The organism is Actinomadura sp. DC4, assembly GCF_030406325.1.
GTDB lineage: Bacteria > Actinomycetota > Actinomycetes > Streptosporangiales > Streptosporangiaceae > Actinoallomurus.
Genome location: NZ_JAUEQY010000030.1, coordinates 88,558 through 102,787, shown reverse-complemented (window position 1 = coordinate 102,787; position 14,230 = coordinate 88,558). Strand labels below are relative to the sequence as shown.

The 14,230-nt window shown below is 71.4% G+C and carries 14 protein-coding genes; 6 read left to right on the top strand and 8 right to left on the bottom strand.

What is annotated here, in order from left to right; translation table 11 throughout:
* Window positions 1-101: 101 nt before the first annotated feature.
* A complete protein-coding gene (locus tag QWU11_RS37200; RefSeq protein ID WP_290119222.1) occupies window positions 102-968 on the bottom strand; it encodes a universal stress protein in 867 nt (288 codons plus the stop codon).
* Between the two features lie 298 nt (window positions 969-1,266).
* Here QWU11_RS37200 and QWU11_RS37195 point away from each other — a divergent pair, with 298 nt between their 5' ends.
* Window positions 1,267-1,854, top strand: coding sequence for a hypothetical protein (locus tag QWU11_RS37195; protein WP_290119221.1), 588 nt, complete (start codon window positions 1,267-1,269; stop codon window positions 1,852-1,854).
* A gap of 133 nt (window positions 1,855-1,987) precedes the next feature.
* Window positions 1,988-2,644, top strand: a complete 657-nt coding sequence (locus tag QWU11_RS37190) for a response regulator transcription factor (protein ID WP_290119220.1) — start codon at window positions 1,988-1,990, stop codon at window positions 2,642-2,644.
* Window positions 2,645-2,647: 3 nt separating this feature from the next.
* Here QWU11_RS37190 and QWU11_RS37185 read toward each other — a convergent pair whose 3' ends face one another.
* On the bottom strand, window positions 2,648-3,628 hold the full coding sequence (locus QWU11_RS37185) for a hypothetical protein (RefSeq protein WP_290119219.1): 981 nt from the start codon (window positions 3,626-3,628) through the stop codon (window positions 2,648-2,650).
* A 94-nt stretch (window positions 3,629-3,722) separates the two neighbouring features.
* Window positions 3,723-4,592: a universal stress protein gene (locus QWU11_RS37180; RefSeq protein ID WP_290119218.1), complete on the bottom strand. Its 870-nt coding sequence runs from the start codon at window positions 4,590-4,592 to the stop codon at window positions 3,723-3,725.
* A 426-nt stretch (window positions 4,593-5,018) separates the two neighbouring features.
* Here QWU11_RS37180 and QWU11_RS37175 point away from each other — a divergent pair, with 426 nt between their 5' ends.
* Window positions 5,019-5,225: a hypothetical protein gene (locus QWU11_RS37175; protein WP_290119217.1), complete on the top strand. Its 207-nt coding sequence runs from the start codon at window positions 5,019-5,021 to the stop codon at window positions 5,223-5,225.
* Between the two features lie 88 nt (window positions 5,226-5,313).
* On the opposite strand, the gene QWU11_RS37170 is transcribed toward QWU11_RS37175, so the two are convergent.
* The 3 genes from QWU11_RS37170 to QWU11_RS37160 all read right to left on the bottom strand — a co-directional run bounded on the left by QWU11_RS37170 (window position 5,314) and on the right by QWU11_RS37160 (window position 9,472).
* Window positions 5,314-7,020, bottom strand: a complete 1,707-nt coding sequence (locus tag QWU11_RS37170; protein ID WP_290119216.1) for a glycerol-3-phosphate dehydrogenase/oxidase — start codon at window positions 7,018-7,020, stop codon at window positions 5,314-5,316.
* Between the two features lie 81 nt (window positions 7,021-7,101).
* Window positions 7,102-8,619: a glycerol kinase GlpK gene (gene glpK / locus QWU11_RS37165; protein WP_290119215.1), complete on the bottom strand. Its 1,518-nt coding sequence runs from the start codon at window positions 8,617-8,619 to the stop codon at window positions 7,102-7,104.
* Between the two features lie 28 nt (window positions 8,620-8,647).
* On the bottom strand, window positions 8,648-9,472 hold the full coding sequence (locus tag QWU11_RS37160) for an MIP/aquaporin family protein (protein ID WP_290119214.1): 825 nt from the start codon (window positions 9,470-9,472) through the stop codon (window positions 8,648-8,650).
* Between the two features lie 295 nt (window positions 9,473-9,767).
* Between QWU11_RS37160 and QWU11_RS37155 the strand changes: the two genes are divergently transcribed.
* Both QWU11_RS37155 and glpK (QWU11_RS37150) read left to right on the top strand, forming a co-directional pair.
* Entirely contained in the window at window positions 9,768-10,532 is a 765-nt protein-coding gene (locus QWU11_RS37155) for an IclR family transcriptional regulator (protein WP_290119213.1), read from the top strand.
* Window positions 10,533-10,568: 36 nt separating this feature from the next.
* A complete protein-coding gene (glpK, locus tag QWU11_RS37150) occupies window positions 10,569-12,077 on the top strand; it encodes a glycerol kinase GlpK (RefSeq protein WP_290119212.1) in 1,509 nt (502 codons plus the stop codon).
* A gap of 3 nt (window positions 12,078-12,080) precedes the next feature.
* On the opposite strand, the gene QWU11_RS37145 is transcribed toward glpK (QWU11_RS37150), so the two are convergent.
* Window positions 12,081-13,250 (bottom strand): PP2C family protein-serine/threonine phosphatase, encoded by a 1,170-nt coding sequence (locus tag QWU11_RS37145; RefSeq protein WP_290119211.1) that lies wholly within the window; start codon window positions 13,248-13,250, stop codon window positions 12,081-12,083.
* Window positions 13,251-13,361: 111 nt separating this feature from the next.
* Here QWU11_RS37145 and QWU11_RS37140 point away from each other — a divergent pair, with 111 nt between their 5' ends.
* On the top strand, window positions 13,362-13,850 hold the full coding sequence (locus QWU11_RS37140; protein WP_290119210.1) for a MarR family transcriptional regulator: 489 nt from the start codon (window positions 13,362-13,364) through the stop codon (window positions 13,848-13,850).
* An 8-nt stretch (window positions 13,851-13,858) separates the two neighbouring features.
* Here QWU11_RS37140 and QWU11_RS37135 read toward each other — a convergent pair whose 3' ends face one another.
* Window positions 13,859-14,107 (bottom strand): hypothetical protein, encoded by a 249-nt coding sequence (locus QWU11_RS37135; protein WP_290119209.1) that lies wholly within the window; start codon window positions 14,105-14,107, stop codon window positions 13,859-13,861.
* Between the last annotated feature and the right edge of the window lie 123 nt (window positions 14,108-14,230).

Below are 14,230 nucleotides of genomic sequence, written 5' to 3'. Positions count from 1 at the left end.
GATCGTTCCCCCTGTCTGGTCTCTCTTCCGAGAATCGCCGTACGCGGGGGCCATCGTGAGCGGCAAAGGTCCTCGATCCCCGTGACTTCGGCCTCCGGGGCTCAGCCGCGCGGCCGGACGATCGCCACCGAGCAGGGCGCGTGCTGGAGCATGGCGCTGCTGACGGCGCCGAGCCGCAGCCCCGTGACACCCCCGAGACCCCGGCCGCCCAGGACGAGCAGCGCGGCCCGCGCGGCGGCCTCCAGCAGCGCGTGGCGGGGCGTCCGCATGAGCAGGACGGTCTCCGCGTCGACGTAGGGGTACTGCTCCCGCCACGGGGACACCGTGCGCTCCAGCCGGCTCGCGGCCATCATGCGCACCTCGTCCGGGTCGCGGATCATCCCCATCTCCGCGGAGGCGATGACGTCGGGCTCCCAGCAGCCGAGCACGGCCCGCAGCGGCTGCCCGCGCAGGGCGGCCTCCTCGAAACCGAACGCGAGCGCGGCGTCCGAGGCGGCCGAGCCGTCCACGCCGACCACGATCGGCCGGCCGCGGTCGGCGGCGTTACGCACGACCATCACCGGGCAGTGCGCGTAGGCGGGCAGCTGGAGGGCGGAGGACCCGGCGGAGGTCTCCGCGCCGGAGCCCTCGCCGTGCGTGCCGACCACGGCCAGGGCGGCGTCCTTGGACTGGTTCACCAGCATCGCGGGCGCGGGACCGGACACCAGCCTCCCGCTGGCCGGGATCCGCGGCCCGGCCTCCCGCGCGATGAGCATCCCCCGGTCCAGGACGTGCCGGGCCATCTTCTGGACGGTCTCCAGTGCCGACGGGCCGGACGGCGGTACGGGATAGGGCCAGTGCCAGGCGTGGCACACGACCAGCGGCATCCGCCGCAGGCGTGCCTCCTCGACGGCCCAGCGCAAGGCGCGCTCGCCCGCCGCCGAACCGTCGAAACCCGCGAGCACGTACGCCCCGTCGAACCGGCCCATCGGCGCCTCCCCCTCCCTCTCAGGGTCGTGGAGGAGGGCACGGGTCCAGAAGAGGCCGAAAGTCCCCTCGACACGGCCCGGCAGCCCCTGTTCCGGCCCGCTCGGACGGCGCGATGCTGGGGTTCTCGGCTCGCCGCGGCGCGGCCCGGCTCACGGCGGGGTCCGTCAGAGACCGGTCAGGGGGCCAAGCCCTTGCCGGCATGGGGCTGAACGGGACGTGGCACGTATGCCGACGCCCCTCCCCTGTCAGGGCCGAACCGCCTAGTCTGACGGTGAAAGGCCGTTGCGGAGGTGTCCGATGCGAACCTTCACGATCAACCTGTTGGGCGTGATCCGTTACCTGCGCCCCGATCGCAACCCGCTGCGGCGTCCGGTCGACCGTACGCACGCACGCGCGATGATCGCGCTCGGCGTGCTCTTCCTGGTTCTCGCGCCGCTCACGGTCCTGGTGACCGCACGGGTGGCCGGGGGCGCCGGGGCCCGGGCCGAACGCCTGCAGGCGCACACCCGCCACCTGGTGGACGCCGTCGTCATCGACGCCTCGCCCACGGGGTCGCGGGGCGTCCTCGACCAGGCCGTGCGCATCGGCTGGCACGACGCCGCCGGGGCCGGCCACAGCGCCGTCGTCCCGACTGCGGGAGGCGAGCCGGTCGGCACGCACCGCTCCGTCTGGATCGACCGCGAGGGCCGGCTGACCTCGCATCCGCGCAAGCACTCCCAGACGGTCGCCGACAGCATCATGGCCGCGGTGACGGCCCTCACGCTGATCGCGCTGCTGCACTCCGCCGCCCGAACGCTGATCGACCGGCGGCTCGAACGCCGCCGCATCGACCTGTGGGAGCGCGAGTGGGCCGCGGTCGCGCCCCGCTGGACCGGGCTGCCCTGATTCCGGCGATCGCGCAAGGGACCTAGGTCTTGAGGATCGCCGACGTTCGTTCCGCGCTGAACTGAGGAACGCCTCCTAACGTGAGGACACAGGGCCGGCGACCGCCGGCCCGCACGGATGACGGGGGCAGGGCATGACGATCCGGGTATTCCTGCTCGACGACCACGAAGTGGTACGGCGCGGCGTCGCCGCCCTGCTCGAGTCCGAGTCCGACATCGAGATCGCCGGCGAGGCCGCCACCGCCGCCCACGCCATCGCGCGGATCCCCGCCGTACGGCCCGACGTCGCGGTCCTGGACGTACGGCTGCCCGACGGCGACGGCGTGAGCGTCTGCCGGGAGATCCGCTCGCGGCTTCCGGGGCTCGCCTGCCTGATGCTCACCTCGTTCTCCGACGAGGAGGCGTTGTTCGACGCGGTCATGGCGGGTGCCGCCGGCTACGTCCTGAAGCAGATCCACGGGTCCGACCTGATCTCCGCGGTCCGTACGGTGGCCTCCGGGCAGTCTCTGCTGGACCCGCACAGCACCGCCCAGATGCTCCACCGGCTCCGCGAGCGCCAGACCCGCAAGGATCCGCTGTCCACCCTGTCCGACCAGGAGCGCCAGATCCTCGAGCTCATCGGCGAGGGGCTCACGAACCGGCAGATCGGCGAGCGGCTCTTCCTGGCCGAGAAGACGGTCAAGAACTACGTCTCGAACCTGTTCACCAAGCTCGACATGCGCCGCCGTACGCAGGCCGCGGCCTTCGTCGCCCAGCTCAAGGCGACCGGCGACCGCTCGCGGGACGACTGAGCGTCACAGCTCGCCCCGGGTCAGCTCGGTGACCGACCGGCGCACCGCGCCGGGGTGGGCGACCCCCAGCCGCATGATCACCTGCGGGTGGGCGCCATCGCAGAAGCGGTTCCGGACGAACTCCCGCAGTTCCGGCACCTCCAGCGCCTGGCCGTGGAAGGCCGCCGACACCTCGTACTCGGCGGCGCACAGCAGGATCCGCTGCAGGGCCTGGCCGGCGCACAGCCAGTCGCTCCGTTCGTCCCCGTCGGTCAGCAGGATGGCGACGACGCCCGTGGCGTCCCGCTGGGCGGAACCGGCCGGGCCCCAGCCCTGGCCACGGGCGAAGTCGCACCCGGCGAAGTCGGCGTTCAGGTGCGCCGACTCGCTCGGACAGGTCTCCTCACGCTCTCCGGCCGTACGGTGGGCGTCCTGGGTCCAGCGGGCGGCCTCGGCGACGTAGGCGGGGTTCTGGCGCTGCACCTGCTCGGCCGCCTCGGTGAGGGCGGCGAGCGCGATCCGGGTTCTGGGGTCGGCGACGATCCGCAGGCAGACCTGCTCGGAGTAGGCGTGGGTGCGCAGCGCCTGGAGGAGCCCGATCGGCATGCCGCCGGGGCGGAATCCGCCGCTGTGGGTGTGCCTGCGGGCGACCTGCGCGTACATCTGGCGTTCCTCGGCGGTGACCGGCTGTTCCACACCGACGCCGACGTCGGCGATCAGGCCGGGCCGCCGCCGGTCGGACAGCATCCGGACCTCCGGCGTACGGCCGAGGGCGCGGACCCCCAGGCGCAGCGTGTAGAGCGCCGCGCCGCAGCTGATGAACATCTCGCGGCCGTCCGGATCGGCCACCTCCAGCCGGCGCTCGGCGTCGGCGTGCAGGGTGACGGTCGAGCCGCGCGTGCCGAACCACCATGGCTGGGTGTCGTACACCGAAGGCGCCCACACGGCGGCGTCGACGAGCGAGTGCGCGATCCGGTCCGCCCGCGGCGTCTCCACGGCATCCATCGGCGGCTCCTGGTCGAATCGTAGGTATCCAGCGCACCATCCCCGCCCCGAGTCGGGCAGGGACGAAGGTCCTCGGCAGGCCGGGACCTCTCGCTCATCCGGAGGGGATGACGGCCAGCGGGCAGTGCGCGTGGTGCAGGAGCCCGTGACTGACCGAACCGAGGACGAGACCGGCGAACCCGCCCCGGCCGCGCGTGCCCACCACCAGGAGGTCGGCGCGGGCGGAGACACCGGCGAGGATGCGTACGGGACGCCCGTGCACGACCTCGGTGACGACCTCGACCTCGGGGTACTTCCACCGCCACGTCTCCAGCTCGTCGTCCAGCCTGCGGGCGTGCTCGCCGTTCACCACCTCGGGGTTGTAGACCAGCGGCGTCATGCCGCCGGGCCCGATCGCGCCAGGATCGGACCACACGTGCACGGCGCGCAGGCGCGCGCCGCGGAGTGCGGCCTCCTCGAAGGCGAAGGCGAGGGCCGGCTCACCGCTCGGCGGCCCGTCGACGCCGACCGCGATCTCCTGGCGCCGCATCGGCTCCAGGTGCCGTACGACCACGGCGGGCACCGTCGTGTGCGCGACGACCTGCAACGCCGTCGACCCGAGCAGCAGGCCCGCGACCGTGCCCACACCGTGGCCGCCGAGCACGATCATGGAGGCGCCGCCGGACGCCGACCGTTCCAGCAGGGCCCGTGAGGCGCCGCCGGGCACCATCTCGCCGCCGGCGTCGATGCCGGGCGCGCGGGCGCGGGCGGTCCCGGCCGCCGCGTCGAGGACCTCCCGGCCGCCGGCGAGCAGCCAGTCGCGTACGGCGAGGAGGCGCGGGTCGACGTTCCGATCATGCAGCCAGGGCGCCGCGGCGTGCACGATCCGCAGGGACGCCTTGCGCAGCGCCGCCTCCTCGGCGGCCCACTCGACCGCCCGCAGACTGTCGCGCGAGCCGTCCGCGCCCACGATGATCGTGCTCATTCGGCGGCACCTCCCCGCTCGGCTCCCTTCATCAGAACGCGTGAGCGGGGGGCGGTTTCAGGGCCGTACGGTCCGGTCCGGAGCGCCGTTGGTCCCCGGCCTGGAGTCCGCGGCCCGCGAATCAGCCACGAACAGCCCATGGCGGGCCATTGGCGAGGCCATGGAATGGACAGTTGGCATCTTGCCCTATTTTCGGGCTGTAACGCCGCCGGATGCCCTGCTGCCAGGGCGTTCGTGGGCTTTACCGAGGCCAGTCAAACCCACCCAATAGTGGTCAAGATGTTGCATATTGCCCTTTGTCGGTATTGCGTCTGACGATCCGACCATGTGAGGTGTAATTAGGCGATGAGGCCATAAAAGCCACAAATTGCCTGGCATGACAATGACCGGTCATGCCGTCGGGTACCAACCAGGGAGGTAGTTTCCATGGCAATTTCGAAGCGACTCGCGGTAGCCATCTCCGGTGCGGCCTTCGCGGGCGCGGCCGCCCTCACGATGGGTGCGGCGACCCCTGCGGGCGCGGCAACGGCAAGCGCTCCGGTCACCGGTCAGCACCTCAGCAGCCACCTGGTCTCCTGGTGGGGCTGCGGCTGGGACTGCTGCGACGACTGGGACGACTGGGACTGGTGCTGACCGGCTCAGAAGCACCCGGTGAACCACCGGCGGGGCCTCGCACCGAACGAGTGCGAGGCCCCGTGCCGCTCGGGGTGAGGGGGTCAGGTCAGGAGGCGGCCCGGTCCGGGAACAGGGCCGGGGCCTCGCCCAGCGCCGCCGCGGCGCTCTCGTCGTCCTGGCTGCGCCGGGCCTCGCGTTCGGCGTCGACGTGGCGCAGATAGTGTTCCGTCTCTCGCTTCACCGTCTCGGCGTCCCAGCCCAGATACGGGGCGATCAACGCCGCGACCTCCGGCGCGGCGGCCGCTCCCTGGTCCCATTCCTCCATCGAGGCGCGCAGGCGGCGGCGCAGGACGTCCTCCACGTGCAGGGCGCCCTCGTGCGTCACCGCGTACACCGCCTCCGCCTTCAGATAGTCCGTCGCGGCCGGAAGCGGCTCGCCCAGCGACGGGTCGGACTCGATCAGCTCTAGGAGCTCGTCCACGCAGGAGCCGTAACGGTTCAGCAGGTGCTCGATCCGTGCGACGTGCAGGTTCGCGCGGGCGGCCAGGCGGCGGCGGTCGTTCCACAGCACCTCGTACCCCACCGCGCCCGCGAGGGGCAGGCGGTGGGTCGCCGAGGCCGGCACGTTCGTCGGCAGGCGTTCGGCGGCGACGTCGACCACGTCCTCGGCCATCACCCGGTACGTCGTGAACTTCCCTCCGGCGATCACCGTGAGGCCCGGCACCGGACGGGAGACCGTGTGCTCGCGGGACAGCTTGGTCGTCTCGGCTGACCCCCCGGAGACGAGCGGCCGCAGGCCCGCGTACACCGCCTCGATGTCGTCGTGCGCCAGCGGGATCGCGAGCACCGAGTTCACGTGTTCGAGCAGGTAGTCCACGTCCGCGCCGCTGGCGGCCGGCTCGTCCACCTCCTGTTCCCAGGCCGTGTCGGTCGTGCCGATGATCCAGTGCCGTCCCCACGGGATGACGAACAGCACGCTCTTCTCCGTACGCATGATCAGGCCCGTGTCCAGCCGGATCCGGTCGCGCGGGACGAGGATGTGCACACCCTTGGAGGCGCGGACCTCCACGTCCCCGCGGGCGCCGGCCAGCCGGTGGGTCTCATCGGTCCACACGCCGGTCGCGTTGATGACCTCGCGGGCCCGTACGGTGATCTCCTGGTCGTTCTCCAGGTCGTGTACGCGGGCGCCGGTCACGCGCTCGCCCTCGCGGACGAAACCCGTCGCGCGGGCGCGGCTCACGACCGTCGCGCCGTACTCTGCTGCCGTACGGGCGAGCGTCATCGTGAAGCGCGCGTCGTCCACCTGGGCGTCGAAGTACTGGATCGCGCCGACGAAGGAGTCGCCGCGCAGGGCCGGCGCCATGCGCAGCGCGCGGCGGTGGCTCAGGTGCCGGTGCCGGGGCACCGCTCCGGAGCCGCCCATCGTGTCGTACAGGCCGATGCCCGCGCCGACGTAGAAGCGTTCCCACATCCGGTGCTTCAGCGGGTACAGGAACGGGACCGGGTGCACCAGGTGCGGCGCGATCCTGGTCAGCAGCAAGGCGCGCTCCCGAAGTGCCTCGCGTACGAGACCGAAGTCGCGCTGCTCGAGGTAGCGCAGGCCACCGTGGATCAGTTTGCTCGACCGGCTGGAGGTGCCGGCCGCCCAGTCCGCGGCCTCGACCAGGCCGACGGACAGACCGCGCGACACGGCGTCGAGCGCGGCGCCCGCGCCCACCACGCCGCCGCCCACGACCAGGACGTCGAACTCTTGGTCCGCCAGCTCGCGCACGGCCCGCGCGCGGTAGGCCGGTCCCAGGGATGCGGGTTTCATTTCTCAGGCTCCTCAAAGCTAAGGGACGAGAGGGCGGCGGGCGGGGCGCCCGTACCGGCGCGCCCCGCCCGTCGTCGAACGTCAGTCCACGTCGACCCAGTCGAGGGTGCGGTCGACCGCCTTCTTCCAGCCGGCGTAGCCGGTGGACCGCTGGTCATCGCTCCAGCGCGGCTCCCACCGCTTGTCCTCGTTCCAGTTCTGCTTGAGCTCCTCGGTGGAGTTCCAGAACCCGGTCGCGAGGCCGGCGGCGTACGCCGCGCCGAGCGCCGTCGTCTCCGCGACGACCGGCTTGGAGACCGGCACGCCGAGGATGTCGGCCTGCAGCTCCATGCACAGCTCGTTCGCGGTCACGCCGCCGTCGACGCGCAGCACGTCGAGGGTGACCCCGGAGTCCTGCCGCATCGCCTCGACGACGTCGCGGGTCTGGTAGCAGATCGACTCCAGCGTCGCCCGCGCCAGGTGGGCGTTGGTGTTGTAGCGGGACAGCCCGACGATCGCGCCGCGGGCGTCGGAGCGCCAGTACGGCGCGAACAGACCGGAGAAGGCCGGTACGAAGTAGACGCCGCCGTTGTCCTCGACCTGCCGGGCGAGGGTCTCGCTCTGGGAGGCGCCCGAGATGATGCCGAGCTGGTCGCGCAGCCACTGCACGGCCGACCCGGTCACCGCGATCGAGCCTTCCAGGGCGTACACCGGCGCCTCGGAGCCGAACTGGTAGCAGACCGTGGTGAGCAGCCCGTTCTTGGAACGTACGAGCTCGGTGCCGGTGTTGAGCAGCAGGAAGTTGCCGGTGCCGTAGGTGTTCTTGGCCTCGCCGACACCGAAGCAGACCTGCCCGACCGTCGCCGCCTGCTGGTCGCCGAGGTCGCCGGAGAGCGGCACCTCGCCGCCCAGCGGGCCGTTGGCCAGCGTCGTGCCATAGAAGTCCGGGTTGGACGACGGCTTGATCTCCGGCAGCATGCTCCGCGGGACGTTGAAGAACGACAGGAGCTCGTCGTCCCAGTCGAGCGTCTCGAGGTTCATCAGCATCGTGCGGCTGGCGTTGGTCGGGTCGGTCACGTGCACGCCGCCGGCGGCGCCGCCGGTGAGGTTCCACAGCAGCCAGGTGTCGGTGTTGCCGAACACCGCGTCGCCGGCCTCGGCCGCCTCGCGTACCCCGTCGACGTTCTCCAGGATCCACTGGATCTTGCCGCCGGAGAAGTACGTCGCCGGCGGGAGCCCGGCCTTGGTCCGGATGACGTCGCCGCGCCCGTCGCGGTCGAGCGCCGAGGCGATGCGGTCCGTACGGGTGTCCTGCCAGACGATCGCGTTGTAGTAGGGACGCCCGGTACGGCGGTTCCAGACGACGGCGGTCTCGCGCTGGTTGGTGATGCCGAGCGCCGCGAGGTCGGCGGCGGTGAGGTTCGCCCCGTGCAGCGCGGTCTCGATGACGGACCTGGTGCGCTCCCAGATCTCGGTGGGGTTGTGCTCGACCCAGCCGGGCTGGGGGAGGATCTGCTCGTGCTCGAGCTGGTGCTTGGCCACCTCGTTGCCCGAGTGATCGAAAATCATGAAACGCGTGCTCGTGGTGCCCTGGTCAACGGCTCCGACGAAGTCGGCCATGAAAGGTCGCCTCTCTTATCGCTTGAGTTCAGACGTTCTCGGGCGTGGCCTCGGCCGGGACGCGACCCGGCTCGGTCTCCTCGGCCGGCAGGAAGCGGGCGACCAGGGCCTGGTACAGCCCGGCGCCGAGGACCGCGCCGATGAGCGGGCCGACGATGGGCACCCAGAAGTACAGCCCGCCGTACTGGTCGCGGAAGGCCGTGCCGTACCCGGTGAAGAACGAGGCCAGGCGCGGGCCGAAGTCACGTGCCGGGTTGATGGCGTAGCCGGCGTCGGTCCCCCAGGCCATGCCGATCGCGACGACGATGAGGCCGACGATGAACGGGGTGAGGTTGGCGGCGGGCGCGGAGTTCTTCAGGTCGGTCACGGCGAGGATCAGGAAGAGCAGGATCGCGGTGCCGATCACCTGGTCGCGGAAGGCGCCCCAGGTGTGCACGGGGAGCGCGCCGTTGCCGGGCAGCGTGGAGAAGACGCCCTGGGTCTTGATCGTGTGGCCCGGGTCCATCTTCCCGAGCACCTCGCTGTAGTTCCAGCGGACGATCAGGGCGGCCACGAAAGCGCCGAGGAACTGCGCCGCCGCGTACGGCGCGACCTTGCGCCAGGAGAAGCCCTTGAAGACGGCCAGCGCCAGGGTCACCGCCGGATTGAGGTGGGCGCCGCTGATGCGCCCCGCCACGTAGACGCCCAGCGTGACGCCGAGGCCCCACGCCCACGCGATGCTGTCATGATCGCCGATTCCGCCCGCCACGACCTGCGCCACGACGGCCGTCCCGAAGAGAATCAGGATCAGCGTCCCGGCGAACTCGGCGGCCAGCTCACCGGCAAGTCCGGGGATCTTCAAACGCTCTGCCACGTCTCCTCCTTGAATACGACACCCGGTCCGGGCGTCACGAGGCACCGCACGTGAACGACGGGTCCCCGGTGAAGGAAAGCGCCTCTCACGGCTGCCCGGACGGTAAGTCGGCCCAGGCAGAGGGTCAACAGACAGGTGCCGACATTGTCGAACGCGGCCCTGCGTTGCCAGCTTCGGCCATCCCGTACGGGCGTGTCGCTGTGGCCTGGGTCACTACCAGGGGCGTTCGGGTGACTACAGAGCTTAATGATGCCGACATTGTCGAATACATGACGACATGGCTATGCTCCGCAGCGTGCCCGGACCGGTCCAGTCGATCGAACGCGCGGCGGCGATCCTCCGCCTGCTCGCGCGCGGCTCCGGCAGGCTCGGCGTCAGCGAGATCGCCGGGTCGCTCGGCCTGGCCCGCGGCACCGCCCACGGAATCCTGCGCACGCTCCACGGCGTCGGCTTCGTCGAGCAGGACGAGGAGACGGGCAAGTACCGCCTCGGCGCGACGCTGCTGCACCTCGGCACCAGCTACCTCGACGTCAACGAGCTGCGCTCCCGCGCGATCAACTGGGCGGACGCGCTGGCGGCGCGCAGCGGCGAGGCCGTACGGATCGGCACGCCGCTGGATGGCAAGGTGCTCGTCGTCCACCACGTCTTCCGCCCCGACGACACCCTCCAGACCCTCGACGTCGGGGCGCTGCTGCCGGCCCACGCGACCGCGCTCGGCAAGGTGCTGCTCGCCTACGACGCGGGCACCGCCGCCACGCTGCACGGCGAACTCGAACCGTTCACGCGCCGTACCGTCACCGTTCCCCGCGATCTCGCGCGGGCGCTGGCCGAGGTACGTGACATGGGGTGGGCCGCCGAGCTGGAGGAGATGACGGTCGGGGAGGCTGGTGTCGCCGCTCCCATCCGCGGTCAGGGCGGGCTGGTCGTCGGCGCCATGGGCATCTCCGGCGCCGTCGAACGCATCTGCGGCCCCGGGGGACGGCCGAAACCGGCACTGGTGACCGGCGTACGCGACGCGGCGCGCGCCGTCTCCCGAGATCTCGGCGCCTCCCGATGGTGAGAGGCCCGGCCGCCCGACCTTGGAGGTAGGGACGCGATGGTAGAGCGCTACGTGATGTCGGTCGACCAGGGCACGACGTCGACGCGCTGCATCCTGTTCGACCACGGCGGGCGCCTGGTGTCGGTCACGCAGCGTGAGCACAAGCAGCACTTTCCCAAACCCGGCTGGGTCGAGCACGACGCGATGGAGATCTGGCGCAACCTCGAGCGCATCGCGCCCGAGGCGGTCGCCCAGGCCGGCGCCACCCCCGACCAGGTCGCCGCGCTCGGCATCGCCAACCAGCGCGAGACCACGGTGCTGTGGGACCGCCACACCGGACGGCCGATCGGCCACGCCGTCGTCTGGCAGGACACGCGTACGGACCGGCTCGTCGACGAACTGGCCGCGCGGCCGGACGCCGACATCGTCCGCGACCGCTGCGGGCTCCCCCTGGCCACCTACTTCTCCGCGCCGCGCATCCGCTGGATGCTGGACCACCACCCCGGCCTGCGCGAACGCGCCGAGCGCGGGGACGTGATCTTCGGGACGATGGAGAGCTGGCTCATCTGGAACCTCACGGGCGGCCCGGCCGGCGGCCTGCACGTCACCGACGTCACCAACGCCAGCCGTACGCTCCTGATGAACCTCACCACGCTCGACTGGGACGAGAAACTGCTGGACTTCTTCGGGGTCCCCCGCGCGATGCTGCCCCGGATCCGGCCCTCGACCGAGACGTACGGTCCGGCCAGCCACGTCCTGCCCGGTGTGCGCATCGCGGCGGCGCTCGGCGACCAGCAGGCGGCGCTGTTCGGGCAGACGTGCTTCGCTCCGGGCGAGGCCAAGTGCACGTACGGCACCGGGGCGTTCTTGCTGCTCAACACGGGTACCGAGCCCGTACGCTCGACGCACGGCCTGCTCACGACGGTCGGCTACCAGATCGGCGACGAGCCCGCGGTGTACGCCCTCGAAGGGTCCATCGCGATCACGGGCGCGCTCGTCCAGTGGTTCCGCGACGGCCTGGGCATCATCGGCAGCGCACCGGAGATCGAGACGCTCGCGCGGACCGTGGACGACAACGGCGGCTGTTACATCGTGCCCGCCTTCTCCGGCCTGTTCACGCCGTACTGGCGTAGCGAGGCCCGCGGCATCATCGTCGGGCTGACCTCCTACATCACCAAGGGGCACCTGGCACGCGCCGTGCTGGAGGCCACCGGCTGGCAGACCCGCGAGGTGGTCGACGCGATGAACGCCGACTCGGGGCTGGCCCTCAAGGCCCTGAAGGTGGACGGCGGCATGACCGCCGACAACCTGCTCATGCAGTTCATCTCCGACGTCCTCAACGTACCGGTGATCCGGCCGATGGCGGCCGAGACGGTCTCGCTCGGCGCCGCCTACGCGGCGGGGCTCGCCGTCGGCTACTGGCCTGACCTGGAGGGGCTGCGCCGCAACTGGCACCGCGCGGCCCAGTGGCTGCCCGCGATGGACCCGGCCCGGCGCTCGGTGGAGTACGACAACTGGCGCCGGGCGGTGGAACGCACCTTCGACTGGATCAAGCCGGAGAGCTGATCGTCAGAGCGGCGACCCGCGGCCGTTCCAGTCGAGGCAGAGGACGACCGCGTCGTCGGCGATCTCGTCGCCCTCGTAGTAGTCGAGCAGACCGCGGGTCAGCGTGCGAACCGCCTCGGAGGGGTTCTGCAGGCGCGTCTGGCGCAGCGCCGCCGCGAGGGCGGAGGAGCCGTACGGCTCGCCGTGCGGTCCCACCGCCGCGTGGAACCCGTCGCTGAAGATCACCAGGCGGTCGCCGCGCTCGATGGCGAACTCCTGCTCGGAGTAGCCGGTGTCCTCGAACATGCCCAGCGGGAGCTGCGCCTCCAGCGCGATCGGCTCCACGATGCTGCCGCGCATGCGGAACATCTTCGGCGACCCGGCGTCGATCGCCGCGACGGCACCGGTCTCCAGGTCGAAGCGCAGCAGCAGCGTGGAGACATGGCGCTGGCCGTGGTGCTGGGTGTAGACGGTCTCGTTGGCGAGCGTGGCCTGGTCGACCAGGTCGGCGCCGGAACGCCGGGCGTTGCGCAGGGCGCCGACGGTGAGCTGGGTGAGCAGCGCGGCCTCGACGCCGCGGCCCATGCCGTTGGTGACGGTCACGATGAGGTGGTCCGCGCCGGCCGCCCAGTCGAAGTTGTCCCCCCAGATGGAGTACGCGGGTTCGAGCTGCCCGGCGAGGTGGTAGTCCTCGGACACTTGCGATCGCCCGGGAAGGAGATCCCACTGGATCTCGGCGGCGAGCGTGAGGCGGTTGCGCCGCCGGGCACGCCGGTAGACGTCGGTGCCCGCATCGGCGATCTTGAGTGCGCGGGACAGGACCGCGGCGAGCGCCACGAGCTCCTGGCGCGTCTCCCGGCCGGGCTCGTCGTGCCGGGAGACGGTGAGCACGCCGAGCCGGTCCCCGTGTACGGAGAGCGGCAGGTGCAGGTCCCACGTCCCGCCGTCGGCGGGCGGCCGCAGCACGGGTTCCTGGGAGGCGAACGCGCGACCGGCGGGGGTTCCGTCCATGCGGAAGGCGGGGCGTTCCGAGGCGACGGGGGCAAGATAGTCCAGCCGGTAGTCCGCGAGCATGACGTCCACCGAAGCCGCACCGTAGGTTTTTGTGATGACCGTCACCGCGGTTCCGGCCAGGGCGTGAGGCGGAGCGGCCCACAGGGCGCGTTCGGTGTTACTGAGCTGGTCCTCGGGCATGTTCTCGTCTCGCTCGATTTTACCGTCCGGGGTGCCGGGCGGATCGGATGCGCGGTGTGAACGAGTGACTGCGCACACGCGACGTGTGACGGTGGGGGTAAGGTGGCCGATGTGGGTGATTCATCGCAGCTGTCGGAATGCGCTGCTGCGATCGATCTGGCCGCCGAGGCGATCGTCCGCATCTGGACAGGTCCCCAGAGCGCCCCAGGCGTGCCGGTTCCAGCTACGCAGCTGCGTGTTCTGTTCGTCGTCAAGCAACACGGTTCGATCAATCTGAGCGGTCTCGCCGGTGAGCTCGGTGCGCTCTTGTCGTCGGCCAGCAGGTTGTGCGATCGACTCGAAGCCGCTGGCCTGATTCTACGCGAGTCCGGTCAGCAGTCCCGGCGGGAGATCGCCATCCGGCTGAGCCCCGACGGCGAGGCGCTTCTGGACCGTGTCCGCCAGGAGCGGCAGGAAGAGATCATGAAGGTCCTGGCGCAGATGCCCGCCAGCGCGCGGCGCTCGCTCCTCAACGGCCTCACGGAGTTTCGCAATGCGGCCGACGGCGGTGCCCGCACCGGCGCGTCCGGCGCGTCCGAGTCCTTCCAGATGCCCGCCTGACCACGGCGTCACGGCTCTCCGGCGAGTTCTTCCTCGCTCAGGTCGGCCCCGCCGCGCACGGCCCGCTCCACGCGCGCGACGTTCTCCGCCGCGATCGTCTCGACGATCTCGGCCGAGGTCGGGACCTGGCCGAACAGATGCGCCCCCTCGATCGCCCTGACGACCTGCTCTTCAACGACCTGCGCGGGGACGTCGGGATGGTCGCCGGACAGCCGGTCGACCAGCGCACCGTACTGCTCCGTCTCAGGCTCGGCCATCGAAGGCTCCTTCCAGCACGGCGAACCGCCGTTGTGGGCCGGCGGCCACGGCGGGCCGCTTTAGTTGTCATAAGACAACTGTTTGGACGTCCCCCACTATATTCGGTGGCGGCCGCGCCGAGG

What these genes read in the sequence shown, in the direction of transcription:
- QWU11_RS37170 (WP_290119216.1), bottom strand. Translation starts at nt 7,020, where the DNA reads ATGAAACCCGCATCCCTGGGACCGGCCTACCGCGCGCGGGCCGTGCGC.
- QWU11_RS37145 (WP_290119211.1), bottom strand. Translation starts at nt 13,250, where the DNA reads ATGCCCGAGGACCAGCTCAGTAACACCGAACGCGCCCTGTGGGCCGCT.
- QWU11_RS37175 (WP_290119217.1), top strand. Translation starts at nt 5,019, where the DNA reads ATGGCAATTTCGAAGCGACTCGCGGTAGCCATCTCCGGTGCGGCCTTC.
- QWU11_RS37185 (WP_290119219.1), bottom strand. Translation starts at nt 3,628, where the DNA reads ATGGATGCCGTGGAGACGCCGCGGGCGGACCGGATCGCGCACTCGCTC.
- QWU11_RS37190 (WP_290119220.1), top strand. Translation starts at nt 1,988, where the DNA reads ATGACGATCCGGGTATTCCTGCTCGACGACCACGAAGTGGTACGGCGC.
- glpK (WP_290119215.1), bottom strand. Translation starts at nt 8,619, where the DNA reads ATGGCCGACTTCGTCGGAGCCGTTGACCAGGGCACCACGAGCACGCGT.
- QWU11_RS37180 (WP_290119218.1), bottom strand. Translation starts at nt 4,592, where the DNA reads ATGAGCACGATCATCGTGGGCGCGGACGGCTCGCGCGACAGTCTGCGG.
- QWU11_RS37195 (WP_290119221.1), top strand. Translation starts at nt 1,267, where the DNA reads ATGCGAACCTTCACGATCAACCTGTTGGGCGTGATCCGTTACCTGCGC.
- QWU11_RS37135 (WP_290119209.1), bottom strand. Translation starts at nt 14,107, where the DNA reads ATGGCCGAGCCTGAGACGGAGCAGTACGGTGCGCTGGTCGACCGGCTG.
- glpK (WP_290119212.1), top strand. Translation starts at nt 10,569, where the DNA reads ATGGTAGAGCGCTACGTGATGTCGGTCGACCAGGGCACGACGTCGACG.
- QWU11_RS37200 (WP_290119222.1), bottom strand. Translation starts at nt 968, where the DNA reads ATGGGCCGGTTCGACGGGGCGTACGTGCTCGCGGGTTTCGACGGTTCG.